Annotated in this window: 27 protein-coding genes; 4 read left to right on the top strand and 23 right to left on the bottom strand. The window is 69.3% G+C overall.

All coding sequences use genetic code 11. The features are described 5' to 3' along the window. Positions 1-67: 67 nt before the first annotated feature. The 16 genes from dprA to ACZ6YV_RS27190 form a co-directional block, all read right to left on the bottom strand. On the bottom strand, positions 68-1207 hold the full coding sequence (gene dprA / locus ACZ6YV_RS27265) for a DNA-processing protein DprA (protein ID WP_465512310.1): 1140 nt from the start codon (positions 1205-1207) through the stop codon (positions 68-70). Further along, positions 1204-2715 carry a YifB family Mg chelatase-like AAA ATPase gene (locus ACZ6YV_RS27260; protein WP_465512309.1) on the bottom strand — a complete coding sequence of 504 codons (1512 nt, stop codon included), beginning with the start codon at positions 2713-2715 and terminating at the stop codon, positions 1204-1206. The genes dprA and ACZ6YV_RS27260 overlap by 4 nt, the downstream gene beginning before the upstream one ends. Then, positions 2716-3102: a YraN family protein gene (locus ACZ6YV_RS27255; RefSeq protein ID WP_465512308.1), complete on the bottom strand. Its 387-nt coding sequence runs from the start codon at positions 3100-3102 to the stop codon at positions 2716-2718. A 231-nt stretch (positions 3103-3333) separates the two neighbouring features. Then, positions 3334-3657: a DUF2469 domain-containing protein gene (locus tag ACZ6YV_RS27250; RefSeq protein WP_003096226.1), complete on the bottom strand. Its 324-nt coding sequence runs from the start codon at positions 3655-3657 to the stop codon at positions 3334-3336. After that, complete coding sequence (locus ACZ6YV_RS27245) at positions 3654-4433, bottom strand: ribonuclease HII (RefSeq protein ID WP_465512472.1); 780 nt, start codon at positions 4431-4433, stop codon at positions 3654-3656. Before ACZ6YV_RS27245 ends, ACZ6YV_RS27250 begins: the two co-directional genes overlap by 4 nt. Before the next feature lie 58 nt (positions 4434-4491). Then, positions 4492-5424, bottom strand: a complete 933-nt coding sequence (gene lepB / locus ACZ6YV_RS27240; protein WP_465512307.1) for a signal peptidase I — start codon at positions 5422-5424, stop codon at positions 4492-4494. Positions 5425-5455: 31 nt separating this feature from the next. After that, complete coding sequence (gene rplS / locus ACZ6YV_RS27235) at positions 5456-5824, bottom strand: 50S ribosomal protein L19 (protein ID WP_465512306.1); 369 nt, start codon at positions 5822-5824, stop codon at positions 5456-5458. A gap of 183 nt (positions 5825-6007) precedes the next feature. Beyond that, positions 6008-6772 carry a tRNA (guanosine(37)-N1)-methyltransferase TrmD gene (trmD, locus tag ACZ6YV_RS27230; protein ID WP_465512305.1) on the bottom strand — a complete coding sequence of 255 codons (765 nt, stop codon included), beginning with the start codon at positions 6770-6772 and terminating at the stop codon, positions 6008-6010. After that, on the bottom strand, positions 6772-7284 hold the full coding sequence (gene rimM / locus ACZ6YV_RS27225; RefSeq protein ID WP_364033747.1) for a ribosome maturation factor RimM: 513 nt from the start codon (positions 7282-7284) through the stop codon (positions 6772-6774). Before rimM ends, trmD begins: the two co-directional genes overlap by 1 nt. A gap of 15 nt (positions 7285-7299) precedes the next feature. Next, positions 7300-7539, bottom strand: coding sequence for an RNA-binding protein (locus tag ACZ6YV_RS27220; RefSeq protein ID WP_003103110.1), 240 nt, complete (start codon positions 7537-7539; stop codon positions 7300-7302). Beyond that, complete coding sequence (rpsP, locus tag ACZ6YV_RS27215; protein WP_005154724.1) at positions 7536-7982, bottom strand: 30S ribosomal protein S16; 447 nt, start codon at positions 7980-7982, stop codon at positions 7536-7538. Before rpsP ends, ACZ6YV_RS27220 begins: the two co-directional genes overlap by 4 nt. A 173-nt stretch (positions 7983-8155) precedes the next feature. Further along, positions 8156-8962, bottom strand: a complete 807-nt coding sequence (locus tag ACZ6YV_RS27210) for a CPBP family intramembrane glutamic endopeptidase (protein WP_378241157.1) — start codon at positions 8960-8962, stop codon at positions 8156-8158. A gap of 57 nt (positions 8963-9019) precedes the next feature. After that, positions 9020-9769 carry a lysostaphin resistance A-like protein gene (locus ACZ6YV_RS27205; RefSeq protein WP_465512471.1) on the bottom strand — a complete coding sequence of 250 codons (750 nt, stop codon included), beginning with the start codon at positions 9767-9769 and terminating at the stop codon, positions 9020-9022. A gap of 45 nt (positions 9770-9814) precedes the next feature. After that, on the bottom strand, positions 9815-10888 hold the full coding sequence (locus ACZ6YV_RS27200) for an amidohydrolase family protein (protein WP_465512304.1): 1074 nt from the start codon (positions 10886-10888) through the stop codon (positions 9815-9817). Positions 10889-10891: 3 nt separating this feature from the next. Continuing rightward, the gene (ffh, locus tag ACZ6YV_RS27195; RefSeq protein WP_465512303.1) at positions 10892-12439 is read right to left on the bottom strand and encodes a signal recognition particle protein; all 1548 of its coding nucleotides are present in this window, start codon (positions 12437-12439) and stop codon (positions 10892-10894) included. Between the two features lie 106 nt (positions 12440-12545). Beyond that, positions 12546-13037 carry a MarR family transcriptional regulator gene (locus ACZ6YV_RS27190; protein ID WP_378241154.1) on the bottom strand — a complete coding sequence of 164 codons (492 nt, stop codon included), beginning with the start codon at positions 13035-13037 and terminating at the stop codon, positions 12546-12548. Between the two features lie 70 nt (positions 13038-13107). Here ACZ6YV_RS27190 and ACZ6YV_RS27185 point away from each other — a divergent pair, with 70 nt between their 5' ends. Then, entirely contained in the window at positions 13108-13965 is an 858-nt protein-coding gene (locus tag ACZ6YV_RS27185; protein WP_465512302.1) for an NAD(P)H-binding protein, read from the top strand. 248 nt (positions 13966-14213) lie between these two features. Here ACZ6YV_RS27185 and ku read toward each other — a convergent pair whose 3' ends face one another. The 5 genes from ku to ACZ6YV_RS27160 form a co-directional block, all read right to left on the bottom strand. Beyond that, positions 14214-15074 carry a non-homologous end joining protein Ku gene (gene ku / locus ACZ6YV_RS27180; RefSeq protein WP_465512301.1) on the bottom strand — a complete coding sequence of 287 codons (861 nt, stop codon included), beginning with the start codon at positions 15072-15074 and terminating at the stop codon, positions 14214-14216. A gap of 50 nt (positions 15075-15124) precedes the next feature. Next, entirely contained in the window at positions 15125-15517 is a 393-nt protein-coding gene (locus ACZ6YV_RS27175; RefSeq protein WP_378241151.1) for a hypothetical protein, read from the bottom strand. Between the two features lie 124 nt (positions 15518-15641). Beyond that, the gene (locus tag ACZ6YV_RS27170; protein ID WP_465512300.1) at positions 15642-17957 is read right to left on the bottom strand and encodes a [protein-PII] uridylyltransferase; all 2316 of its coding nucleotides are present in this window, start codon (positions 17955-17957) and stop codon (positions 15642-15644) included. 9 nt (positions 17958-17966) lie between these two features. Next, positions 17967-18305 (bottom strand): P-II family nitrogen regulator, encoded by a 339-nt coding sequence (locus ACZ6YV_RS27165; RefSeq protein ID WP_410605650.1) that lies wholly within the window; start codon positions 18303-18305, stop codon positions 17967-17969. Further along, positions 18302-19696, bottom strand: a complete 1395-nt coding sequence (locus ACZ6YV_RS27160) for an ammonium transporter (RefSeq protein ID WP_465512299.1) — start codon at positions 19694-19696, stop codon at positions 18302-18304. Before ACZ6YV_RS27160 ends, ACZ6YV_RS27165 begins: the two co-directional genes overlap by 4 nt. 175 nt (positions 19697-19871) lie before the next feature. Between ACZ6YV_RS27160 and ACZ6YV_RS27155 the strand changes: the two genes are divergently transcribed. Beyond that, positions 19872-20732 (top strand): putative RNA methyltransferase, encoded by an 861-nt coding sequence (locus ACZ6YV_RS27155; RefSeq protein WP_465512298.1) that lies wholly within the window; start codon positions 19872-19874, stop codon positions 20730-20732. After that, positions 20732-21352 carry a (2Fe-2S)-binding protein gene (locus ACZ6YV_RS27150; RefSeq protein WP_465512297.1) on the top strand — a complete coding sequence of 207 codons (621 nt, stop codon included), beginning with the start codon at positions 20732-20734 and terminating at the stop codon, positions 21350-21352. Before ACZ6YV_RS27155 ends, ACZ6YV_RS27150 begins: the two co-directional genes overlap by 1 nt. 86 nt (positions 21353-21438) lie before the next feature. On the opposite strand, the gene ACZ6YV_RS27145 is transcribed toward ACZ6YV_RS27150, so the two are convergent. Then, positions 21439-23547: a DNRLRE domain-containing protein gene (locus tag ACZ6YV_RS27145; RefSeq protein WP_465512296.1), complete on the bottom strand. Its 2109-nt coding sequence runs from the start codon at positions 23545-23547 to the stop codon at positions 21439-21441. 108 nt (positions 23548-23655) lie between these two features. Here ACZ6YV_RS27145 and ACZ6YV_RS27140 point away from each other — a divergent pair, with 108 nt between their 5' ends. Continuing rightward, positions 23656-23832: a hypothetical protein gene (locus ACZ6YV_RS27140; RefSeq protein WP_465512295.1), complete on the top strand. Its 177-nt coding sequence runs from the start codon at positions 23656-23658 to the stop codon at positions 23830-23832. On the opposite strand, the gene alc is transcribed toward ACZ6YV_RS27140, so the two are convergent. Further along, on the bottom strand, positions 23823-24839 hold the full coding sequence (gene alc, locus ACZ6YV_RS27135) for an allantoicase (protein WP_465512294.1): 1017 nt from the start codon (positions 24837-24839) through the stop codon (positions 23823-23825). The two genes, ACZ6YV_RS27140 and alc, sit on opposite strands and share 10 nt — an antisense overlap.

The raw sequence follows: 24839 nt of genomic DNA, 5'->3' as shown, positions 1-24839 counted from the left end.
TATCGCCGCACCTTGTGCGGTGTCCGTGGTCGGATCGTGCCGGGATGGCGTCTCAGGTGTAGGCCAGTCAGGTCTTGGTGGCCCGTCTTCGCCACCCTGCGTCACCTCTTTCCGCGAACCCGTCGAGTTCCAGTTCGGGCAGGAGCGAGCGGACGCGCTCGACGGGCACGCCGGACTCGGCGGCGATCCGTTCTTCGGGTCTCGCTGACCGTTCGGACAGCGCGTCGTGCACTCGCAGTGCCTCCGGGCCGAGCCGATCGGTGCGGCGGCGCGGTTTCGACGGATCCGCGCCGTGCTCCCCCAGCCGTCCGGCGGTCTCGAGGATCTCGTCGACCGAGGTCACCAGCGTGGCCTCGCCTTCGCGGATCAGCGTGTGGCAGCCGGCGGACATCCCCGACGACACCGGTCCCGGCATGGCCATCACGACCTTGCCCAACGCCCCGGCCGTGCCAGCGGTGTTCCGTGCGCCGCTGCGCCTGCCCGCCTCGACCACGACGGTCCCTTCCGTGAGGGCCGCGATGAGCCTGTTCCTGACGAGGAACCGATGCCTCGCGGGCGAAGTACCCGGCGGGTACTCGCTGACCACCGCGCCGGTCTTCCCGATGGTGCGCAACAGGGCCGTGTGCTGGGCCGGATATCCGGCGTCGATCCCGCAGCCGAGCAGGGCGACCGTCGTGCCGTCCGCGCTCAGCGCGCCCCGGTGGGCCGCGCCGTCGATGCCGTACGCCGCCCCCGAGAACACCGGGATCCCCCGGCTCGCCAGGTGATACCCCAGCTCGGCCGCGTTGTGCTCGCCGTACTCGGTCGCCGCACGGGCGCCGACGATCGCGATCGCCTGGTCCACCGCCTCGTCGAGCCTGGCCGGGCCACGTACCCACAGCGCCAGCGGAGGCGCCATGCCGGAGACACCCCTGCCCTGGGCGACGGCCAGCGAAAGCAACGGCCAAGCCGGCCACTCGCCGTCTTCCGGGATGACGAGCCGGGTCTCGTCTGCGGCCGCGCGCTCCAGATCCCGCTCGGCGTAGTCGTGCGCACGCCGCGCGGCCGTCTCGTCGCGCACCTTCGGCGGGCAATCGGCACGCCGCACTCGTTCCGCGGCGACGACCGGGCCGTGTTCGCCGACGAAGCCCACCAAGGCGGGTGCCGGAGGCTCGGCCACGCGCAAGAGATACGACCGCGCGACGCGTTCGGCTTCGAGTTCACTCATCCGGATGACCTTTCTCGGAAGTTCAGGGCCGCCGCGACCTCGTCCGCCTCCGGCTTGGCGGCACCCTTCAGATCGGTGAGTGTCCAAGCGATGCGAAGGCATCGGTCCGCGCCGCGCGCGGTGATCGCACCCCTTTCGAGCGCGCGGTCCAGCAAGGCCGTGACCTGCGACGGCAGGGCGAATTCGCGGCGCAGTGCCGGGCCGGGCACCTCCGCGTTCGTCGGCCAGCCGTGCTCGGCCCAGCGTTTCCCAGCGCGCTCGCGCGCCTCCAGAACCCGCTCCCGGACAGCCGCCGAAGCCTCGGGCGGCTCGCTCAGGTGCGCGCTGAGCACGGAAAGCGGGCGCAACCGAACCCGCAGATCCACCCGATCGAGTAAGGGTCCGGAGAGCCGGCCCAAATACCGCCTTCGCGCGGCCGCCGAGCAGGTGCAGTCGGCGTCTTTCGTCGGGGCACAGGGGCAGGGGTTGGTCGCCAGCACCAGTTGGAAGCGTGCCGGGTACCGCACGGCGCCCTTGACCCTCGCGATCCGCACCTCGCCCTCTTCGAGGACCGTGCGCAGCGACTCCAGCCGTTCCGGGCCGAACTCGCAGACCTCGTCGAGGAACAGGATGCCCCGGTGCGCCCGGCTGATGGCACCGGGAACGGCCAGGCCGCTGCCGCCGCCGATCAGCGCGGGCACGCTGATCGAATGATGCGGCGCGACGAACGGCGGCACGGTGACCAGCGGTTCGGTCGGGGAGAGCGAACCGTCGATCGAATGAACCGCGGTGACCTGCAACGACTCTTCGGAGCTCAGTCGTGGGAGGAGGCCGGGGAGGCGTTTCGCGAGCATCGTCTTGCCCACCCCGGGAGGACCGGTCATGAGCAGGTGATGCCCGCCCGCAGCGGCCACCTCCAGCGCCCAGCGCGCTTCCGGCTGTCCCACGACGTCGGCGAGGTCGGGTACTCGCGGCGGCTCCTGGACAGCGAACGGCTCGGGCCGGATTAGTTCGCCTTCGTCCTTGAGCCAGTCCACGAAATCGCTCAGCCGGGCTACCCCGCCGATCTCCAGCCCGTCCACGAGGGCGGCTTCGAACAGCGACTCGGCGGGCACGACAGCGCGCCGGTATCCGGCGTTGCGTGCCGCCAGCAGCCCCGGCAGGACCCCGCGGACGGCACGCACCCTGCCGTCGAGGGCGAGTTCGCCGAGCAGCACGGTGTTCAGCAGTTTCGTGGCCGGAACCGACCCCGTCGCGGCCAGGACCGCGGCCGCGATGCCCAGGTCGTAGCCGGACCCCACCTTCGGCAGGTTCGCCGGAGACAGGCCGAGGATCACTCTTTCGTCCGGCCACGTCTGCCCCGAATTACGGACGGCTGAGCGGACCCTGTCCTTGGCCTCCCGCAGCCCTGGGTCGGGCAGCCCGACCATCGTCACCTTCGGCGAGCCACCGCCGATGTCGGCCTCGATCTCGATCATCCTGCCGTCGACGCCGATGAGCGCGACGGACCAGGCCTTCGCCAGCGCCATTCAGAACGCCGCCTTGATGTGCCGCACCTTCGGCCGGGCATCGGGCCTGGCGACGATCGCGATGATGTCGTAGCGGACCGGGCACCAGCGGATCATGAACCTGAGCTGCCACTGGTGCGCGAGGCGGCGGATGCGGTCCGCCTTGGCCGGGGTCACCGCTTCGGCCGGAGTGCCGAAGCCCACCCCCGTCCTCGTCTTCACCTCGCAGAAGATGAGGCGTTTTCGGTCTGTCGCGACAAGATCCAGTTCACCGTCCCGGCAGCGCCAGTTGCGGTACAGGACGACATACCCGGTCTTCTCCAGATGCCGGACGGCGAGTTCTTCGCCCCATCGGCCCAGCTCGATGTGCGGTGCCCCGGCGGGTGGCTGTTCGGCCGTGCTCGTCATCTCGATCCCCCTCGGCGATCATCACGGTGCGTGTGTGATCAACGCTGCCAGGGTGACCGGCCGTCGAACAGACTCGATTCGCCTGCCTGTGGACAACCGGGGTGTTGTGGATAACTCGGACGTCGCGGAGGGGTGCGAGCCGGAAATCGTCGGTGATCGTGCTAGGGAAACGGGAAGGCCCCCTTCAGGGCGTCTAGCGCTCTGAAGGGGGCCTTCCCGTACTTCCGAAGATCAGCCGGAGAACGGACCGTCCTCAGGCAGGCGAAGATCCGGTTTGTCGAGTTCCTCGACGTTGACGTCCTTGAACGTGATGACCCGGACGTGCTTGACGAACCTCGCGGGCCGGTACATGTCCCAGACCCACGCGTCGGACATGCGGACCTCGAAGTACACCTCACCGCCACCGTCGCGCACCTGCACGTCGACGGCGTTGGCCAGATAGAATCGCCGCTCGGTCTCCACCACGTACGAGAACTGGCCGACTATGTCGCGATACTCGCGGTAAAGCGAGAGCTCCATCTCGGTCTCGTACTTCTCGAGATCCTCTGCGCTCATGAAATCCGCGCCCCTCCTCGCGATTCTGCTGACACTCCAGCGGCGGAGCGTTCATTGTTACCCACGTAGGGGCCGAGGGCACGTATCGGCACGCTCGGGTTTTCCAGTGCCGCGACGGTCAGCACGACCGGGTGAGGCGGCCGCGCCCGATGCGCGGCGGCCACGGTGGCCACATTGGCGTACGACCAGCGATGGACCGGACTCGGACCGTGCGTGTTCAGCGCCGCGCTGTGCTCGGCCGTGCTGTATCCCTTGTGCACGTCGAAACCGTAGTGCGGGTGGACGTCGTGCAGGTCGCCCATGATCCTGTCCCGCGTGACCTTGGCCAGCACGGACGCCGCCGCCACGCAGGCGACGGCCTTGTCCCCCTTGATCACCGGGACGCTCGGGGCGGGCAGCCCCGACACGCGGAACCCGTCGGTCAAGACGTAGCCGGGGGTGTTCCGCAGCGCCGAAACGGCACGTCGCATGCCTTCGAGGTTCATGACGTGGATGCCGAACAAGTCGACCTCGGCCGCCGGGACGACGATGACCGCATAGTCGACGGCACGCTGCACGACCCGGTCGTAGACCCTGTCGCGGGCCTTGGCCGTGAGGACCTTCGAGTCGGTGAGTTCGGGCAGCCGGGCGGCGTCGCCGGGACGCAGGACACAGGCGGCCACGACGAGCGGGCCGGCGCAAGCACCGCGCCCTGCCTCGTCGACACCGGCCACGGGGCCGAGACCCCGCCGGTCCAGCGCGCCCTGCAACCCCCAGAAGAGGTCGCCACGCACCACTGCCCGCGGCGGCCGAAGCGGCTCGGCCGGTATGAGCGGTACAGGAACTCTCAAGGCCTTACCGCCTCCGGTCGTCGACCGCCTTGCGCACTCCGGCCGACATCCGCCTGCCGAAGAAGACCACGGGCCACGCCGCGGCGATGCCGACGCCCAGGGGAAGCCCCTGCTGCCAGGCCGGCGCACCGAGTGCCAGCGGCTGCGCGTTCGCCTGCGGGTTGTGGTCCGAAACGCCACCCCAGCGGCCGGGCGGGAGCACGATGACGCGCGCCTTGCCGATGATGTTGTCCACCGGGACGGCGCCGTTCACCCCGCCGTTGCCCTGGAACCGGGAGTCGCTCGAGTTGTTGCGGTTGTCGCCCATCATCCAGACGTATCCGGCGGGCACCTTGACCGGCTCGAACGTCTTCTCGGTGGGCGGCATGCCCTCTTCCCAGTGGACGTACGGCTCGTCGAGCGCCTTGCCGTCCACGACCACCCGGTTGTTGTCGCAGCACTGCACCGTCTGGCCGCCGACCGCGATGATCCGCTTGACGAAGTCGCGCTCGTCCGGCGGCGCGAACCCGATCAGCGATCCGAGGGCGCGGAAGCCGGTGACGAAGATGTTGCCGGACTCCGGCGTCTCGATCTCGCCGACCCAGGCGGGCGGTCCCTTGAAGACCACCACGTCACCCGGGCCGGGATCGGTGAAGTCGTACGTGATCCGGTCGACCAGGATCCGGTCGCCCGTGCACCCCGAGCAGCCGTGCAGGGTGGTCTCCATCGATCCCGAGGGGATCATGTAGACCTTGGCGAGGAACTGCTGGATCAAGATCGTCAGCACGAGTGCGACGACGATCAGGATCGGCAGTTCCTTCCAGAACGACCGCTTCTTGTTGACCTTGCCGAATTTCTTGGAGCCGGACCGGCCCCGTCGGGAGGCCCTAGTGGGGCGCTCCTCGTCGGGGCGATCGGGCTCGTCTTCGGAGGTGTTCTGGGACACGGGTTCGACCACGACGCCAGGTTACCTGTAACCGTGCGGCTACCTACTTGGCGGAGGTCTTCTCGCGGTTTTCGCGGCGTTCCTTGATCTTGGCGGCCTTGCCGCGAAGCTCACGGAGGTAGTACAGCTTCGCCCGGCGGACGTCGCCGCGCTTGTAGACCTCGACCTCGGCGATGTTCGGCGAGTGCACCGGGAAGGTGCGCTCCACGCCGATGCCGAACGACACCTTGCGGACCGTGAAGGTCTCGCGGATGCCGCCGCCCTGGCGACGCAGCACGACGCCCTGGAAGATCTGGTTACGCTCGCGGTTGCCCTCGATGACGCGGACGTGAACCTTGAGCGTGTCGCCCGGTCGGAAGTCCGGGATGTCGGAACGCAGTGACTGCGCGTCCAGCGCGTCCAGGGTGTTCATCGGTGGTCCGTCCTCGTCTTCGTATGGCTTACGTGCAGCTTGGGCGCGCAGTGTCGGGCACTGCGACCTACCCGGGGGCTGATGGCGTTCCGGCGAACCTCGCGGCCTTGATTCGTGCTTGCAGCACCAATCAAGTTTCGCGCGTCCACTCACGCCAACCTGTCAAGTATTGCAGACCGGGACTCAGGTGCTCGACCCGGCCTCGCCGGTGCCCTCGTCCAACCGCTCGAGGACCCGGAGATCGTGCTTGTCGAGACTACCCTCCGGCAGCCGGCCGATCAGTTCTGGCCTGCGCCGTATCGTGCGTTCCAGTGCCTGGTCGCGGCGCCAGCGGTCGATCAGCGCGTGGTTGCCCGACCGCAGGACGTCCGGCACGGCCAGCTCTCGCCAGACCTCCGGCCGCGTGTAGCTGGGGCCTTCGAGGAGGCCGTCGGAGAACGAGTCCTCCTCGGCGGAACGGGCGTTGCCGAGCACGCCGGGCAGCAGCCGGACGACGGCCTCGACCATCACCAGTACCGCGGCCTCGCCGCCGACAAGCACGTAGTCGCCGATCGAGACCTCGTCGACGGGCATCCGTTTCGCGGCGTCGTCGATGACCCGCTGGTCGATGCCCTCGTAGCGGCCGCAGGCGAACACCAGGTGCTCCTCGGCGGCGTACTGGTGGGCCATGGCCTGGGTGAACGGCCGTCCGGCGGGGGTGGGGACCACGAGGCGGGTGTTCTCGCCGCAGACTTCGTCCAGGGCGGGGCCCCAGATCTGCGGTTTCATCACCATGCCGGGCCCGCCGCCGTACGGGGCGTCGTCGACCGCGCGGTGGACGTCGTGCGTCCAGTTCCGCAGGTCGTGCACACCGACCTCGATGAGGCCGCGGTCGATCGCGCGGCCGAGCAGCGCGGCGCGGAGCGGGTCGAGGTATTCGGGGAAGATCGTGACGACGTCGAGGCGCATCAGGCGTCCAGCAGGCCTTCCGGCGGGTCGAGGACCACGCGGCCGCCCGCGACGTCGACCGCCGGGACGATCGCCTTCACGAACGGGACCAGGACCTCACGTCCGTCGTGCTCGATCGACAGGAGTTCCCCCGCCGCCGAATGCACGATTTCGAGCACCTTGCCGACGAGCGTGCCGTCGGCGAGTTCGGCCCGCAGGCCTTCGAGTTCGTGATCGTAGAACTCGTCGGGGTCTTCGGTCGGCGGCAGCGTGGAGGTGTCGGCGATCAGCAGCGCGCCGCGGAGGGTCTCCGCGACGTCCCTGGTCAGCACCTCTTCGAAACGCACCAGCAGCCGCCCGCTGTGTTCGCGGGCGGCTGCGATGGTGAGGTTTCTGCTACTGCCGTCACGCAGCTTCGTCATGACGGCCGAACCGACCGCGAACCGCTGTTCCGGCGAGTCCGTGCGCACGTCCACCGCGAGTTCCCCGCGGATTCCGTGCGCCTTGGCGATCCGGCCGACTACGACGTCCATCCCGTTGGTCCTTGGTCAGCGATCGGTGTCGACGACGTCCACACGGACGCCGCGGCCACCGATGCCGCCCATGACGGTGCGCAGGGCTGTCGCGGTACGACCGCCCCGGCCGATCACCTTGCCGAGATCGTCGGGGTGCACGTGCACCTCGAGCGTGCGGCCACGACGTGTGGTCAGCAGCTCGACCCGGACCTCGTCCGGGTTGTCGACGATCCCGCGCACCAGGTGCTCGAGGGAGTCAGCGAGGAAGCTCACGCCTCGGCCTTGTCACCCTCGGCGGCTTCGGCCTTGTCGGCTTCCGCCTTCTTCGGGGCGGACTTCTTCTTCGGCGTGGTGGCCTCGGCCGACGCCGAGTCACCGGCGGCGGCGAGCGCGGCGTTGAACAGGTCCTGCTTCGACGGCTTCGGCTCGGCGACCTTCAGGGTGCCCTCGGCGCCCGGCAGGCCCTTGAACTTCTGCCAGTCACCGGTGATCTCGAGGATGCGCTGGACCGGCTCGGTCGGCTGGGCACCGACGGACAGCCAGTGCTGGGCCCGCTCGGTGTCGACCTCGATGAAGCTCGGCTCTTCCTTCGGGTGGTACTTGCCGATCGTCTCGATGGCCTTGCCATCACGGCGGGTGCGCGCGTCGGCGACGATGATGCGGTAGTACGGCGCACGGATCTTGCCGAGACGCTGAAGCTTGATCTTGACGGCCACGGGTGTGGGTACTCCTCAGTTCTCTCTGATGCATGTGGAAGGCGCACGCCAGCCGAGTGGGGAACGGCTACGCACACCCGAAGGTCCGGAGCTCGGGCGCGGTGAGAGGGTCCGGCCAAAGCAGGCAAGCGAACATTCTGCCAGAAGGCCGATGCGCGTCGGCAAATGGGCCGTCAGAACGCGGCTATCCCGAGCGAGGCGAGCAGGATCGTCACGGCCGGGAGGAAGTTGTTCACCTGGTGGGCGACCACGCTGCCGAGCAGCCGTCCGGTGAACACCCTGGCCAGCCCGATCGGGATCGCGATCACCAGCAGCAACGTGGTGCGCAGCGGTTCGAGGTGGCTCGCCGCGAAAACGGCCGTGGAGACCAGGAACGCCACGATCCTCCCCCAGCGTTCGGTGCGCCATTGCAGCCGCTCGACAGCGCCCCACAGGAGGCCGCGGTAGATGATCTCCTCGCAGATCGGCCCGACCAGCCACAGGTAGATGAACATCACGACGGCCGCCGAAACCGACATCCGCCGGTCTTCCACGAGCGCGCTGATCGCCGAGGTCGCGTTCTCGTTGCCCACCAGCTGTGTCCAGGCCCACGCGGCGAGCGAGGTGAACCCGAGCCCGAGCACTCCGAGTTTGAGCCCGACCTTGACGTCGGCCCAGCTCCAGCCGATCCGCAGGTCGATGACCGGGCCGTTGCCGCGCAGCCGGGTGATCAGCAGCGCGACCCCGGCGGCGATCATCGTCGGCACCATCGTGCCCAGCAGCACCATGCGCATCGGCAGGGGCTGGCCGGGCTGGACGTCGCCGAGCAGGACGCTGATGAACGCCGCCGACGCCAGCAGGACAGCCTCCACCAGCAGGAAGGCCCCGAATCCCCAGCGATGCGACGGTGGCGTGGCGGGCTCGGCCACCTCACCTCCGGCGATGAGTTCGTCCGGCGGCGCGGCCTCGGGGATCGGCTCCCTGGGCTGAGATACGGTCACGCCGATCCTCCGGTGATCGTTCGGTTACTCACAGACTCTAACCGCCTCGAGCGGCGATCACCTCGCCGCGAAGAGCAATACAGCCGGTGGGAGGTTGTTGGCCGCGTGCGCGATGACGGCCGCGCTCACCCGGCCGGAAAGATAGCGCGCGAGGCCGATGGCGATGCCCTGGCCGAACAGCGCGATCGTGCGCGCGGCCTCCCCGTGCAGCTGGGCGAACATCAGCGCGGTGACCAGCAGGATCACCCACGAGGGCAGCCTGTGGAAGCCCATCGCGTTCCAGAGCGTGCCGCGGAAGAGCAGTTCTTCGGTGACCGGGGCGGCGAGGACGACGATGACGGCGGCCAGCACGAGCCAGACGGTGTCGCCTTCGGCGGTGCCGGAAAGTTCGGTGATCGGGCTGGGCGAGACGTCGGAGAAGGTCCTGTCGTCGCCGTCGGTCCCGTACACGGCGAGCAGGAGCAGGTTGAGGAGATAGCCGGCGGCGAGCGCGGCCGCTCCGCAGGCGAGCCCGATCCGGACGTCGCGCCAGGTGGGCTTGAGCCCGAAGTCCGTGCGGAGTCCCTGCCCCCAAACGCGGGAGCCGACCGCGGGGCCGAGGCCGAGTACGAGGGTCGGCAGGAACGCGAGGATCAGCAGCGGGCCGACGTCACGGAGTTCGAGCGGGTCGTAGGCGCCGAAGCGGCCTGACATCACGAAGCTCATGACGAGCGTGACGAGGTGGTACCCGGCGATGCCCGCGAAGAACGCTACGAATCCCCAGTGCGCTCCGAGCACCAAACGCTCGCGAGCCTGCCCGTCGTCCACCACGCCTCCACGCTAAGTGCCGCTCCGGTCACGGGTGGAGTCGGGTCAGGCGTAGATCTTGCCACGCAGGACGACGTGACTCGGATGCCGCAGCACGGCGAGGTCCTCACGCGGATCCTCGGGGTAGACAAGGAGATCCGCCGCAGCGCCGTCGACGATCCCTGGCACGCCGAGCCACTCGCGAGCCGCCCACGAAGCCGACGCCAGCGCCTGTTCGGCGGACATGCCCGCCTTGTGCAGCGCCTCGATCTCGTCGACGAGCCTGCCGTGCTCGACCATGCCGCCCGCGTCGCTCCCGGCGTACACCTGGACACCGGCCTCGATCGCCGTCGAGACCATGTCGCCGACGCCGGCGTGCAGCGCGCGCATGTGATCGGCGTACACCGGGTACTTGCCGGCCTTGTCGGCGATCCCGGGGAAGTTCTCGATGTTGATCAGGGTCGGCACGAGGGCGATCCCGCGGTCGGCGAGGACGCCCAGCTGATCCGAGGAGAGTTCCGTGCCGTGTTCGAGGCAGTCGATGCCCGCGTCGATCAAGCCCGGCAACGCGGCCTGGCCGAACACGTGCGCCGTCACCTTGGCGCCCTCGGCGTGCGCGACCGCGATGGCCTCGGCGAGGACGTCGTCGGGCCACAGGGGCGCGAGATCGCCGACGCCGCGGTCGATCCAGTCGCCGACGAGTTTGACCCAGCCGTCGCCGTCACGGGCCTGTTCGGCGACCGCCTTCGGCAGCTCGGAAGGGTCTTCGAGTTCGATGCCGAGGCCGGGGATGTAGCGCTTGCGCAGGGCGAGGTGCCGTCCGGCGCGGATGATCCGCGGCAGGTCGGCGCGCGCCTGCAACGGCCGGACGTCGATCGGCAGCCCGCAGTCGCGGATCAGGAGCGTCCCGGCGTCGCGATCGGTGATCGCCTGTTCGGCGGCCTCTTCGAGGGTCGTCGCGCCGCCGACCCCGATCCCGGGATGGCAATGCGCGTCGACCAGTCCGGGCACGAGAAAGCCTTCCCGGACAACGGTTTCCGCTCCGGCGACCGGTTCGCTGGTGATCCGGCCGCCGGTGACCCACAGCTCGCGGTGCTCGCCGTCCGGCAGGACGACCCCCGCCAGGTGCAGTGCCTCCACGGGCTACTTGTCCTTCGGCAGCTTGAACTTCTTCGGGTCGAACCCGGGTACGTCGTTCATGCCGCCGAGCTGGGAGAGGTCGGGCATGCCAGGTCCCCCCTGACCGCCGGGCATCCCGCCCGGGGGCAGCATCGGCATGCCGCCGGGGAAGCCGCCGCGGACCTTGGGCTGCGTCGGGCCGCGCCCCTTGCCCTTCTTCCCCTTCTTGCCCTTGCGGGTCTTGCTGCCGCCGCCCCCGCCGCCGAAGCCGAAGCGACCCGCCATCTGCGCCATCATCTTGCGCGCCTCGAAGAAGCGGTTGACCAGGTCGTTGACGTCGCGGACGGCGACACCGGACCCCTTCGAGATCCGCACGCGGCGCGAGGCGTTGATGATCTTCGGGTCCGCGCGCTCGGCGGGGGTCATGCCGCGGATGATCGCCTGCAGCTTGTCGAGCTGCTTGTCGTCGACCTGCGCGAGCTGGTCCTTCATCTGGCCGGCGCCGGGCAGCATGCCGAGCAGGTTGCCGATCGGGCCCATCTTGCGGACCGCGAGCATCTGCTCGAGGAAGTCTTCGAGGGTGAGCTGGCCGCTGCCGAGCTTGGCCGCCGTCTGCTCGGCCTTCTCCTGGTCGAAGTGCTGTTCGGCCTGCTCGATGAGGCTGAGCACGTCACCCATGCCGAGGATCCGGCTGGCCATCCGGTCCGGGTGGAAGAGGTCGAAGTCTTCGAGCTTCTCGCCGTTCGACGCGAACAGGATCGGCTGGCCGGTGACCTGGCGGACCGACAGCGCGGCACCACCGCGGGCGTCACCGTCGAGCTTGGTGAGCACGACGCCGGTGAAGCCGACGCCGTCGCGGAACGCCTCGGCCGTGGTGACCGCGTCCTGACCGATCATCGCGTCGACGACGAACAGCGTCTCGTCCGGGGAAACGGCGTCGCGGATGTCCGCGGCCTGCTTCATCAGCTCTTCGTCGACACCGAGACGGCCGGCGGTGTCGACGAGGACGATGTCGTGCTGGGCACGCTTGGCCTCGTCGATGGCGCGGCGGGCGACGTCGACCGGGTCGCCGACGCCGTTACCGGGCTCGGGCGCGAACGTGGCGACCCCGGCCCGCTCGCCGACGACCTGCAGCTGCGTGACCGCGTTGGGGCGCTGGAGGTCGCAGGCGACCAGCAGTGGCGCGTGGCCCTGCTTCTTCAGCCACATCGCGAGCTTTCCGGCGAGCGTCGTCTTACCGGCACCCTGGAGACCCGCGAGCATGATGACCGTCGGCGGGTTCTTCGCGAACGTGAGCCGCCTGGTCTCGCCGCCGAGGATGGTGACGAGTTCCTCGTTGACGATCTTGATGACCTGCTGCGCCGGGTTCAGCGCGCCGTGCACCTCGGCGCCCTTGGCGCGTTCCTTGATCCGGGCGATGAAGTCCTTGACCACCGACAGCGCGACATCCGCCTCGAGCAGCGCGATACGGATCTCGCGCGCGGTGGCGTCGATGTCGGCGTCGGAGAGCCTGCCCTTGCGAGACAGGGTCTGCAGGGCGGACGTGAGCCGATCGGAGAGGGTGTCGAACACGGGTGTGCACGCTCCAGCTGGGTCGTTGTGGCTTGCCGGTACGGACCGACGGCTTCCCAGGGTAGTCGGTGTCCGGGGCCGGGGGTTGACGCGGTGACGACCTCGCCTATTCGCTTTCCCCCGCCAGGTCCCCGGTCGCGTCTTTCCCGGCCGCGGTGGTGCGCCCCAGGAAATCGGCGATCAGGTCCAGTTCGGCGTCGGTGTAGCCGTCGCAGAGGTCGTCCATCTTCGCGTTCATCCCGGCCAGGTGCCGGTACATCTCGCGGTCACGATCGCCGGTCACCGAGACGACGACCGCGCGGCGGTCGACCGCGTCCGGCGGGCGGTCACGGGTGACCCAGCCCGCGCGTTGCAGCCGGTCCAGCACGCCGGTCATGGTGGCCGGGTGCAGGCCCGCCTGTTTCGCGAGCGCGCTCGGGCTCAGCGGACCGTGCAGGTTGAGCAGTTCGAGACAGTCGAAATCCACCGGCTTGAGCGCGACCTTGGCGCTGAGCTGGTGGTTGAAGAGCGCGAACTGGTTGTTCAGCTCGCGCAGCGCCCCTTTGATCCCCGTGACCTTCCGTCGCCGAGGCCGGCCATCGGGTGTTACGAAAGTCATATGATCTCGTTCCCATGCTCACAAGTGATACGGTTTTCATATTGTATGACACTCGATAAGGAGATGGGTCATGTACCTGATCACTGGGGCCAGTGGCTTGGTCGGGCGGCCGCTGATCGCCAAGCTCGTCGAGGCTGGAGCGCCCGTACGAGCCGTAACCCGCGACGCCAAAGCCACGTCCGGATGGCCTTCCGGCGTCGAAGTCGTCGAAGGGGATCCGTCGGTTCCCGACAGCATCGCCCCCTTCCTGGCGGGCGTCACCGGGATCTTCCTGCACTCCCGGGCGGCGGCCGCCGCACCCTCGGACGTGCTCGCGCTGGCGAAGCGACACGGCGTGCGCCGAGTGGTCGCGTTGTCGGCCACCAACGTCGACGAACCGGCGGAGCACCAGCCGTCGCGGTTCCAGGGCGACCGGAACAAGGAGGCCGAACAAGCTTCCGTCGCCAGCGGGCTGGACTGGGTGAGCGTGCGGGCGTCCTTCTTCGCGGCCAACACCCGGCTGACCTGGGCGGGCCAGATCAGCGCCGGCGACGTCGTCTACGGCCCGTTCGCGAACTTCGCCGAAGCACCGCTGCACGAACGAGATCTGGCCGACGTGCTGGCCCGCGCCCTGCTGACCGACGAGTTCACCGGCCGGAAACTCGAGCTGACCGGCCCGCGATCGCTCACCCACGAGGAAATGGTCGAGGTGATCGGCACGGTGCTCGGCAGGACCTTGCAGTACCGGGAAGTTCCGGCGGACGCGGCGGCGAAGACCATGATCACGCGCGGCTTTCCCGAAGCCTTCGTCGAGGCGTTGATGAACAGGTACCGGCGGCTCGCCGGGCAGCCCGGCCTCATCACCGACGGCGTGGCCGAAGCGCTCGGACGCCCGCCGCGGAGCTACGCGGACTGGGTCACGGACAACGCTTCGGCGTTCCAGGCTTGACGCGAAACAGGGCTCCGGGACCGGTCGCCCCTCGCAGACCGGTACCGGAGCCCCTACGGAAGGCTCGCCTCCCCGCGAGCCGACCGTAAGCACACTTGGCGAGCTTCGCGGGATTCGGTCTCGCCGGACCCCCAGTACCAGGCGACTTCCGCTTCCCGCGCGCTCTCCGCGCGATGGGCATAACAATGCCCGGTCACCACGGGGTCACGGGAGCGTGAAGACCCTCAACTGTCCCTGGGTAGAACTACTCAACTGGTTTTGGCGGACGACGAAGCTCGCTTCGCCCGCGTCCGCGCCTGGCGTGCCTTCTCCGCGGCGTCCTTGGCCTTCTCGACCGGGGCACGGTCGGCCTCGACGGAGCTCTGCTGCAGGGCCGCCAGCAGGCGCGTCACGCCTTCCGCCTGTTCGGCGGCGGTCGGCTGGAGGACGTCGTCCCCGTCGAGTTTGGCCTGGATGAGCGCTTCGAGCGCTTCACGGTAGCGATCGGTGTACCGGCCGGGGTCGAAGTCCTGTGTGAGGTCTTCGATCAGCGAAACCGCGTTCCGCAGTTCCCCGCGCCGCAGGTCGACGTCCTCGTGCAGGAACGGGAAGTCGGGCCGCCTGATCTCGTCGGGCCACAGCATCGTCTCGAGCACTATCACCTGGTCACGTACGCGCAGCGCGCCCAGCGTCTCGCGCTGCCGCAGCGTCACCTTCACGATCGCGATCCGCCCGGACTGCTGCAGCGCCTCACTCAGCAGCACGTACGGCTTGGTACCCGACGGCTCCGGTTCCAGGTAGTAGCTGCGCGCGAAGTACATCGAGTCGACCTGCTCGGCGGGGGTGAAGCCGATGACGTCCATCGACTGGATGGTCGGCGCGAGCAGCGAAGCGAAGTCCCGGCCGGTGAGCAGGACGACGTCACCGTTGGGAACGGGGTGCCCCTTGGCGATCTCGGCCGCGGGCACCTCGGCACCGTCGACCTCGCAGACCCACTTCACCCGCACCCTGCCGCCGTCCGGCTCGTGCACCTGGTGGAGGGGGAGGTTGTGCTCTTCGGTCGCGCTGTACGCCTTCACCGGAACGGCGTAGGTCCCGAATCCGATCGTGCCTTTCCACACCGCTCGCATGGCCCACCTCCGCCTGGTCAGCGTATCCACGCGCCGAAGCGGCAGGACAGCTACAAACGGGTGTCAGGGGCGACTGATTCGCTCACACATTCGAATGACGGCCGTGATTCGGCGAGCGCTTCGGCCGAACAGTCGACAGCGGTGGCGGCCGCTCGGAGTACTTCCGCGACGACCTCGACGTCGACCATCGGGGCGGTGGCCAGCGCGCCTTCGCCGCCCACCTCGACCCGGCCCGCCATGCCTTCGAGCGCGATGGCCAGCGCCTGCTGGCCCGCGACGAGATGCCGGATCACCTTGAGCAGTTCGGGCACGGTCGCGGCGGTGCCGGACGCGTTCAGGGAGACGGCGAGGTCGTCCGCGCACGCCCGGAAGTGCGAGGCGACGACTGTCGGCGGCAGCGTGATCCGCTGTGGTCCTGGCGAGTTCTGCTCGTGACCCAGCACGCGATCACCGCCCTCCGGAGCCTTCGGGTTACGACCGCGCACATCCTGCCACCGTCACCCTCCGCACTTCGCGCGACACCCCGGGGCGGGGAGCAAGGGACCTTTGCTCCCGCCCCGGGTGCCGTCAAGAAGCGGCCGCCAGCAGCGCGGCTTCGATCTTCGAGCGCCACGCCTGATCGACCTTGCCCGCCCGCGGCGCGACGGCGAACGAGTCGACGACAGCGCCGCCGAGCGTGGCCACCTTCGCCCAGCGCACCTCGGCCTCGCACCGGCGCAGCGCGCCCGCGACCCGGTACAGCAGGCCGATCCGGTTCGCGGCCCGTAGTTCCACCACGACCGTGTCCTGCCCGCTGGTCTCGTCGTCGAACCAGATCACCTTCGCTCCGGCCGAAGGCGTCTCGCCTCCTCCGTAATCCCGTTCCTTCGCCGCGAGCCGCTGGGTGAGCGGCAGCGTCCCGGCCACCGCCCGCGCGAACTGTTCCCGCAGCAACGTCACGTCGGGCAGCGAGCCGAACTTCGGTGACGCCGTGAACACGCCAGCCCGTCCCCCGTCGTGCCCGCGCAGCACCGCCGCGTGGACCTCCAGGGAGTTCAGCGCGAGCACTCCGGCGGCGGGCGCCAGCAGTTCGGCGCGGGCCGGGACCGCGAGCACCACGGTCACGACCTTGCCCGCGGCGGTGATCCGCACTTCCCCGCGGCCGGACGCGACGGCTTCGGCGACGAGCTCCCGCTGCTCGGCGCCCATCGGCTCCGGCGGCAAGAAACCTTTGCCGTGCAAGGCTTCCTCACAGCCGGACACGAGTTCGGCGAGCAGGCGGGCCTTCCAGTCGGTCCACACGCCCGGCCCGGTGGCCAGCGAATCGGCCGTCGTCAGCGCGTGCAGCAGTTCCAGCAGGACGAGGTTGTCGTCGAGCGTCTTGGTCACGCGCTGGATCGTGGCCGGATCGCTGATGTCCCGCCGCGTCGCGGTGTGCGGCAGCAGCAGGTGATGCCGGACCATCGCCGCCACCAGCGCCGAATCGGTCTCCGACAGCCCGAGCCGGGCCGCCACCTGGGCACTGATCTTCGCGCCGAGTTCGGAATGGTCCGCCTCGCGCCCCTTGCCGATGTCGTGCAGCAGCGCGCCGATCAGCAACAGGTCCGGCCGCGAAACAGTGGTCGTCAGCTTCGACGCCTCGACGGCTGCGCGGACGAGATGCCTGTCGACGGTCCACGAATGCACCGGCGACCTCGGTGGGAGATCCCGCACCGCCCCCCATTCGGGGAACAGCCGCGCCCACAGGCCGGTGCGGTCGAGCGCCTCGACGGCGTCGATCAGCCCCTCGCCCGCGCCGAGCAGTTCCACCAGCGCCTTGAGGGCGTCTGCGGGCCACGGCGCGCGCAGTTCCGGCGCGGTCTCGGCGAGTGCCCGCAGGGTCCCGTGCGAAATGGGCCGCCGGATCCGGGCCGACGCCGCGGCGACCCGCAGCAGCAGCGCCGGATCCTTGGCGGGCACCGCGTCCCGCGCCAGCGCGACCTCGTTCCCGTGCAGGACGACACCTTCGTCGAGCGGCGTCCGCGCCGGCCGCCGCCCGAACCGCGCCTTGGGCGGTTCCACAGTGGACCGGAGCGCGACGTCGACCGCGTACGCGATGGTCCGCCCGACACCGGAAAGCTTGCGCGCCAAGGTGAACCTGTCGCCGAACCCGAGTTCGCCCGCGACCGTCTCGGCCTCCGGCGCGCTGAGGACGTCCCGCTCCCGGCGCAGTTCCTTGCGCAACTCCGTCCGGACGTCGAGCAGCAGGCTCTTGGCCGCCAAGAGTTCCTCGCCGGGCCTGGCTGTCAGCTGTGCCGCCGCCAGCGCCTCCAAGACGGCGAAGTCGCGAAGCCCGCCTCGGCCGTGCTTGAGATCCGGCTCGGCGGACTGCGCGATCTCGCCGCTGCGGGCCCAGCGCTGGTGCACCGCGTCCGACAGTTCGCCCACCCGTTTCCGGGTGGTCCGCCGCCACTGGTCCCGGGCCGCGGCCGCCAGCCTGGCGGTGATCTCGGCGTCCCCGGCGATGTGGCGGATGTCGAGCAGCCCCATCGCGGTCCGCAGGTCCTCGGACGCGACCTTCAGCGCCTCACCCGGGGTGCGGACCGAGTGATCGAGGCCGATCTTGGCGTCCCACAACGGGTACCAGATCGCGTCGGCGATCTCGCCGACGCGGGAGTTGCCGTTGTGCAGCAACAACAGGTCGAGGTCGGAGAAGGGCACCAGCTCGCGGCGACCGAGGCCGCCGACGGCGGCCAGCGCGACACCGGGTTCGGCGGTGTCGACGCCGGCCGCCGTGGCGCCCTTGCCCAACCAGAATTCGTAGAGGTCGACCAGGGCCGCCCGCAAAGCGGCCGCTCCCAGTCTCCCGTGCCTGCCCTCGAGCAATCGCTCGGTGGCCTTGACCAGCTCACCCCCGTCGGCCATCCCTGACGCCTATAGAGCGTCCGAGCCGCGCTCGCCGGTGCGTACCCGGATGACCGTCTCCACCGGCGTCACCCAGATCTTGCCGTCACCGATCTTGCCGGTGTGGGCGGCCGTGGTGATCGCGTCGAGGACCTTCTCGACGCCTGCATCGTCGGTGACGACCTCGACCCTCAGCTTCGCCACGAAGTCGACGGAGTACTCCGCGCCCCGGTAGACCTCGGTGTGGCCCTTCTGCCTGCCGTAGCCCTGCACCTCGCTGACCGTCATGCCGAGCACGCCCAGCTGTTCCAGCGCGGAACGGACGTCGTCGAGCGTGAACGGCTTGACGATCGCGGTGATCAGCTTCATGCCTTGCTCTCCTCGAGTTTCGTGGCCGCGTGTCCGGTGGGCGCCTTGACCGGGATGCCGGTCGGCTGGCCGAGGCCGCCGCCCGAACCGGTGAAGTCGTACGCGCTCTCCGCGTGCTGGGCCTCATCGATACCACTGACCTCGTCCTCCGCGCTGACGCGGAACCCGCCGAGCTTCTTGATCACCCAGCCGATGACGAAGGTGAGCACGAACGAGTAGCCGAGGACCACGGCGGCCGCGAGGGCCTGCTTGCCGAGCTGGCCGAGGCCGCCGCCGTAGAACAGGCCGTCGACGCCGAGCGAGTTGACGCTGGTGGTGCCGAAGAAGCCGATGAGCAGCGTACCGACGAGGCCACCCACGAGGTGGACACCGACGACGTCGAGGGAGTCGTCGAAACCGAAGCGGAACTTGAGGCTGATCGCCAAGGCGCACAGGGCACCGGCGATGAGGCCGATGGCGATGGCACCCAGCGGGCTGACGAACCCGGCCGCCGGGGTGATCGCGACGAGACCCGCGACGGCACCGGAAGCGGCGCCGAGGGTGGTCGGCTTGCCGACCTTGATCTGCTCGATGATCAGCCAGCCGAGGATCGCGGCCGCGGTCGCCACGGTGGTGTTGGTGAACGCGACGGCGGCGAGGTCGTTGGCGGCCAGCGACGAACCGGCGTTGAAGCCGTACCAGCCGAACCACAGCAACGCGGCGCCCAGCAGCACGAACGGCACGTTGTGCGGACGTCCGGTGCCCTTGGGCCAGCCCTTGCGCTTGCCGAGCACGATCGCGAGCGCCAGCCCGGCCGCACCGGCGTTGATGTGGACCGCGGTACCGCCCGCGAAGTCGAGCGCCTTGAGCTGGTTGGCGATCCAGCCGCCGACCGAATCGGCGCCGATGAAACCGTTGAACGAGAACACCCAGTGCGCCACCGGGAAGTACACGATGGTCACCCAGACCGCGACGAACAGCGTCCAGCCCCAGAACTTGGCGCGGTCGGCGATGGCACCGGAGATCAGCGCGGGCGTGATGATCGCGAACATCAGCTGGAACATCACGAAGGCGAACAACGGCAGCCCGTCCGCGCCGGGCCAGGCGACCGCGGGCGCGGTGTCGGTCGCGGCGGTCGCGAACCCGGCGAGTTTGCCGGAAATGTTCGAGAGACCGGCGAAATCGAAGTTACCGAGCAGCCCACCGCCCAGATCGTTACCGAACGCCATCGTGAAGCCGTACAGCGTCCAGAGGACACCGACGACGGCCAACGCGATGAAGTTCATCATCAGCATGTTCAAGACGCTCTTCGCGCGGACCATGCCGCCGTAGAAGAACGCCAATCCCGGTGTCATGAGCATGACCAGCGCGGCGCTGATCAGTACCCATGCCGTGTCTCCTGCGTTCAGCACAATCTTCCTCCCGTGCCTGGGGTGTACTGCGCAGGAATCTTTGGGCCGGGGTGTTTCCTCGGGCCGCGATTCAGGTTTCACCCGCGTGAACTGTCGGTGCGGCGTTGTTACGTGCAGGTTTCCGGAGAGCCGGTGCGTTCTGTCCGGTTGCGAAACCTCGTGGTCGAATATGCCCATGAACGCGCATGAGCACGGCAATGACCCACTGCCACCGGAGATCGTCCGGTCGCTGCTGTGCTCGGTCTGCGATGACCCGGTCGGGGCAAGCGATCGCACGGTGCGTTGCGGACGGGGCCACTCGTTCGACGTAGCGAAGCAGGGTTACGTCAATCTTCTGCACGCGCGCATCCCGGCCGGTACGGCGGACACGGCGCCGATGGTCGCGGCGCGCGTCGACCTCCTCTCGTCGGGTGCCTATCTCCCTCTCGCCGACGCCCTCGCGAAGGTGGCTTCGGAGCATGTCGAGAGCGGGCTGATCATCGACGCCGGCGCGGGCACGGGGTACTACCTCGCGCACGTGCTCGACGCCGTCCCCGACGCGTACGGACTGGCGCTCGACGTCTCGGCCGTCGCCCTGCGCCGGGCCGCCCGCGCACACGCGCGCGCGGGCGCGGCAGTGTGGAATCTGTGGGAACCCTGGCCAGTGGCGGACTCGAGCGCTTCGCTGATCCTCAACGTCTTCGCACCCCGCAACGCCCCTCAGTTCCACCGCGTCCTGACCGCGGACGGGCTGCTGGTCGTCGCGACGCCGAACCCAGGGCACCTCCGGGAGCTGGGCGACCTGGTGATCTCCGTCGACGGCGGCAAAGACGCGCGGCTGGCCGAAACCCTCGGCGAGCGTTTCAACAGAGCGGATCGGCACGATGTCACCCAGCAAGTGACGCTGTCGCCCGCCCAGATCCGCCAGGTCGTCGAAATGGGCCCGAGCGCACACCACCTCCACCGCGACGGACGCCGCGAACGCCTCGACGCGATCACCGACCCGGTCGAGGTCACCACCTCGTTCAGCGTCACGCTGTACCGGCCGGTGCCCTGATGGAGGCGCCCGCGACCCTGCTCGCCGACGCCGCCTGGGTCAGCGCCCGCATCGGTGGCGCCGCGAAACTCTACGGTTGCTCACGGCCTGAAGTCCTCGGCACGATCTGGTGGTACTCGCTGTCCTCGGTCCTCGTCGCCCCCTCGGTGGAATCCCTCGTGCGCGACGACTCCCCTCTGGACCCGTCGCTCGACGCCGTCACGATCGACCTCGTCCCCGACGGCCGCTTCACCGGAGCCCGATCGTCACGGGTCCTCACCGGCGGCCTGACCGAACTCGGCGAAGCGTTCGCCGCGACGCTGGGCACGGCGATCGGCACGATCTCGGACGTCACCGGGGCGAATCCGCGCGCGCTGGGCGCCATCGCGACGGATTCGATCGGCAACCGCCTCCTGTGGACCGGCGACACCGAACGGGCGACCACGCTGGCGGCGCCGCTCGTGGCCGCGATCGGACTCGGGATGCCGGAGCCGCGGTTCTCCCGGATCGGGCGGAACATCGTGGTGCGCCGCGCTTCCTGCTGTCTGATCTACGAAGCGGGCAATCCCAAATGCGCCAGTTGTCCTCGGCAGACACCGGAAGAACGGGACCGGCGGCTTCGTTCCGCCCTTGGTCAGTGACCGCGTCCTTAGTGCTTTGCAGTACATGAAGGCCCCCTTCCTCGCGCTGGACGCGGTGAAGGGGGCCTTCATGCGGCGCCTGACCCCTATTTCGCCGAAGTGCTCACCGTGAACGGCAGCCACTGGACGGTGACGCCGTTCGCCGGGGACACCGGCATCCGCCAGTTCTGGCAGCCGCGTCCGGGGATCCGGTCCCAGATGAACAGCGGCGCTCCCTGGGCGGCGGTGCAGCCCTGGTCCAGCAGTTTGCCCGCGTTCTGGACGGCGTACCGATAGACCCCCGTGCCGACGGTCTGCGGTTCGATCGTCCACTTCTGGCACGCGCCCGCGACCCGGTCGTAGGTGGTCACCGGGTTCCCGCTGGCCGTACCGCAGCCGGTGTTGTCCAGCACCTGTCCGGAATGCTTGGCGCGGAACTGGTAGTAGCCGTCACCGGTGCCCCACGGGAAGAACTTCTGGCAGTCCGCGCCGTTCGACGGCCACTGCTGCACCTTGGTCCCGTTGTTCCAGCCGCACGCGGCGACGTCGGCGTAGAGCCCGCTCGAAACCGCTTGGAGCGAGACCCAAGAGTCGTCCGCGAACTCCCCACCCGGGTCGAACGTGGTGGCCCGGAACCGGTAGCTGTGGTTGTCCTGCAGCAATCCCGGCGGCACCGTCCACGTCGCCGTGCTGCCGGACGGGACGTCCCACTGCCAGTAGTCCCCGATCATCGTTTCGCCCTCGTAGACGTAGAAGACCGCGGTGACGTTGCCGCCGTCGGGGTCCGTCGGCGTGAAGCGCAGCGTCGGAGTGAGTGACTTCGTGTGGGTGACACCGCCGATGTCGACGCGATCGGAGATGTCGTGCCCGGCGGCGGGATTCGGCCGCTGGTTCCGGTATGTCACCTCGAGGTACGGCGACTTTCCGCCTTCGCTGGACGAGAACTTCTTCCAGCCGAACGAATCCGCCTCGTTCTCCGCTTTAAGCACCATCGAACCGGTCGTGACCCCCGCGCCGGCCCAGGCGCCGACCAGGTTCGCGATCGGGGTCCGGACCCAGTCCGCCGCGCAGGTCGCGCTGTAGCCGCGGGTCGCGTTCGTCGTCGCCCAGCGGGCATAGGGCTGCGGCTGGTTCGCCCAGCGGGTTCCGGTGCTCACCGGCGCGGTGTCCCAGATCTCCCAGTTTCGGGGCGAGCACGAGTAGGAATGGTTGGCCCACAACGACAACGTGGCCGACTCGATCTCCGCGCCACGGAATCGCGACACGTCGAAGTGAAGATACGACCGGGCTTTCGTGGCTCCGCCGTCATAGGTGCCGATGCGGAGTTCGGTGGCGCCGGACTGGTCGGTGTCCGCGATGTTCGACTGCGTGAAGGTGTCGAAGTTCGTCCACAGCGAGACACCGGGATCGACGATGACCGGATACGCCCGCGCCGGATCGGCGAAGTACCCCGCGTCCGGCGTCACGTCCAGGCCGAGGGTGCCCCGTTCCTTGGCGGACACCACCTTCCCGACCTTCACCTTCGCGGCCGGATCGCCGCTGCGCTGGTCGACCCGCGAGTCCCACATCTCGGCGGCGGGCACGCTGCCCACCACCGCGCCGGAGGCGGTGACGAGTTGCGTGTTCCCGGCCGCGTCGGTGCGCGTGGTGAGCCCGGCGGCCCGCAGCGGAAGGGCGAAGGTCAACGGGCGATCAGGACGGCGCTTGACGACGAAGAACTGCTCGAACCCGGTCCGCGTGGCCTTGACCTGGAGGTCGACACCAGGCTGGACCTCCGGATAGGTGGCGACCTCACCGGTCAGCACCGGTTCGGGCAGCTTGCCCGGGTACTGCAGGGTGACCTTCCCGTCCCTGCTTTGCACCGTGGCGAGATCCCCGCTCGCGCCTCCCAGCACGAGGTCTCGTGGATGCGCCTTTGGCCGGATGAGACCGTCCGCGCCCTTGACCAGGGTCAGGTCGACCGGGACCCAGTCGCCGCCGCGGCGGACGTGGACCGGGCCACCGTGCACCTGGGTGGTGCGGGAGCCGTCGGGATTGGCGAAAGTGGCCGAGTTCTCCGTACGCTCGGAGAGGATTTCGACCGGTTTGTTCTGCGCACGCGCCACGGTTTCGGGCGTCGTCGCTTGCGCGGGAGCGGTGAACAAGGCGCTCCCGGCCAGGCACGCGGCAACGAGCGCGAGGCCCCGCCGCGGGATTCTTCGGGTTTCGGCTGACACTTCGATCTCCCCAGTCGTGGGTGACAAGTTGACACATCGCTTACGCATGTCACACCCACGGGGTTGCCCGCCGCTTCGAAAAATCCGGACGCGTGAGAAGGTGGCGGTATGGCCAAACCGACGCCGCTGCAGCTCAGGAACATCGTCATGGCAGTGCTCATGGCTGGCGCCCTGGTGTGGAACCTGTCCATCAGCGGCGCTTGGTGGCTCACCGCGATCTTCTCGATCGGTATCGTCCTGTCGCTGTTCTCCGCGTACCTGAACCGGCCCGGCGCTCAGCCCTGAGCGCCCTCGAAGCGCGCGGCGACATCGGCACGGCCTCGCTCGGAAAGCGCTCCGAAGAGGCGTAGGCGCGCCATCCCGCCATCGGGGTAGATGTCGAGACGGACTTCGGTCACTTCAGGTCCCGAAGCCAGCACGAACCGGTGCCGCGTGTCCGGCTGCAGACGTGTCTTCGGCAGCAGCTCGACCCACTCGCCGTCGCCGTCCCGGCCGCTCAGCGCCGCCCAGCCGGGCGCGTTGCCCTTGAGGTTGCTGTTGTCGAACTCGGCGAACCGGACGACGCCCGCCCCGGCCAGCCGCACGGTGACCCAGTCGTTCCCGTCGGTCCGGCGCCGGGCCGTCTCCCAGCCCTCGGCCTGATGCGCGGCGAGCCCTGGCGAGAACAGGTTGTTGGGCGAGGAATAGAACATATTGCTGCACCCGGTGACGATCGCGCCGTTCTCCAGCGCGGCGAGGTCGAGCGCGCCGAGGTCGAGCAGACGCGGATCCGGGATCGGCGTGCCGTGCACCCGCAGCCGGGCCACTCCGCCGTCCGGATGCATGGTCAGCCGGACGTGCGTATAGCGCTTGCTCCCGCCGATCTCGAAGAAGTTCTCCGTGTGCCCCGCGGCCGCGCCGCGTTTCACCAGCACGTCCCAGTCCGTTGTGGACAGTTCGGCCGCGCTGGGATAGCCCTCGACGGCGCACGCCTCGACCGAGACGAACGGCGGGTAGTTCCCCTTGAAGAACGCGGTGTCGACGACGACGCCGGTGATCGCGCCCGCCAGGCCTAGCCGGACGACGGCCTGGTCGTCGCCGGGCTCACGACGTCGCCGGGTCTCCCAGCCGTCGTAGACCTGCCCCTTGGGCCCGAAGGTCTCCGTCCGGTGCGCCGGCACCCACGGATTGACCAGGTTCTCCTTCTCGGCGAACAACTCGTCCGTCGCCCACATCACGGTCCCGCCGAATTTCCGCGAGGCCAGGTCGGGCAGGGCTGTCCACTCAGGACGGTCGTTCACGGTCTCCTCCAT

The sequence above is a fragment of the Amycolatopsis sp. NPDC102522 genome, from assembly GCF_055584485.1.
Note: the sequence above shows the minus strand (reverse complement) of the source record. Positions and strands in the feature narration are given on the sequence as shown.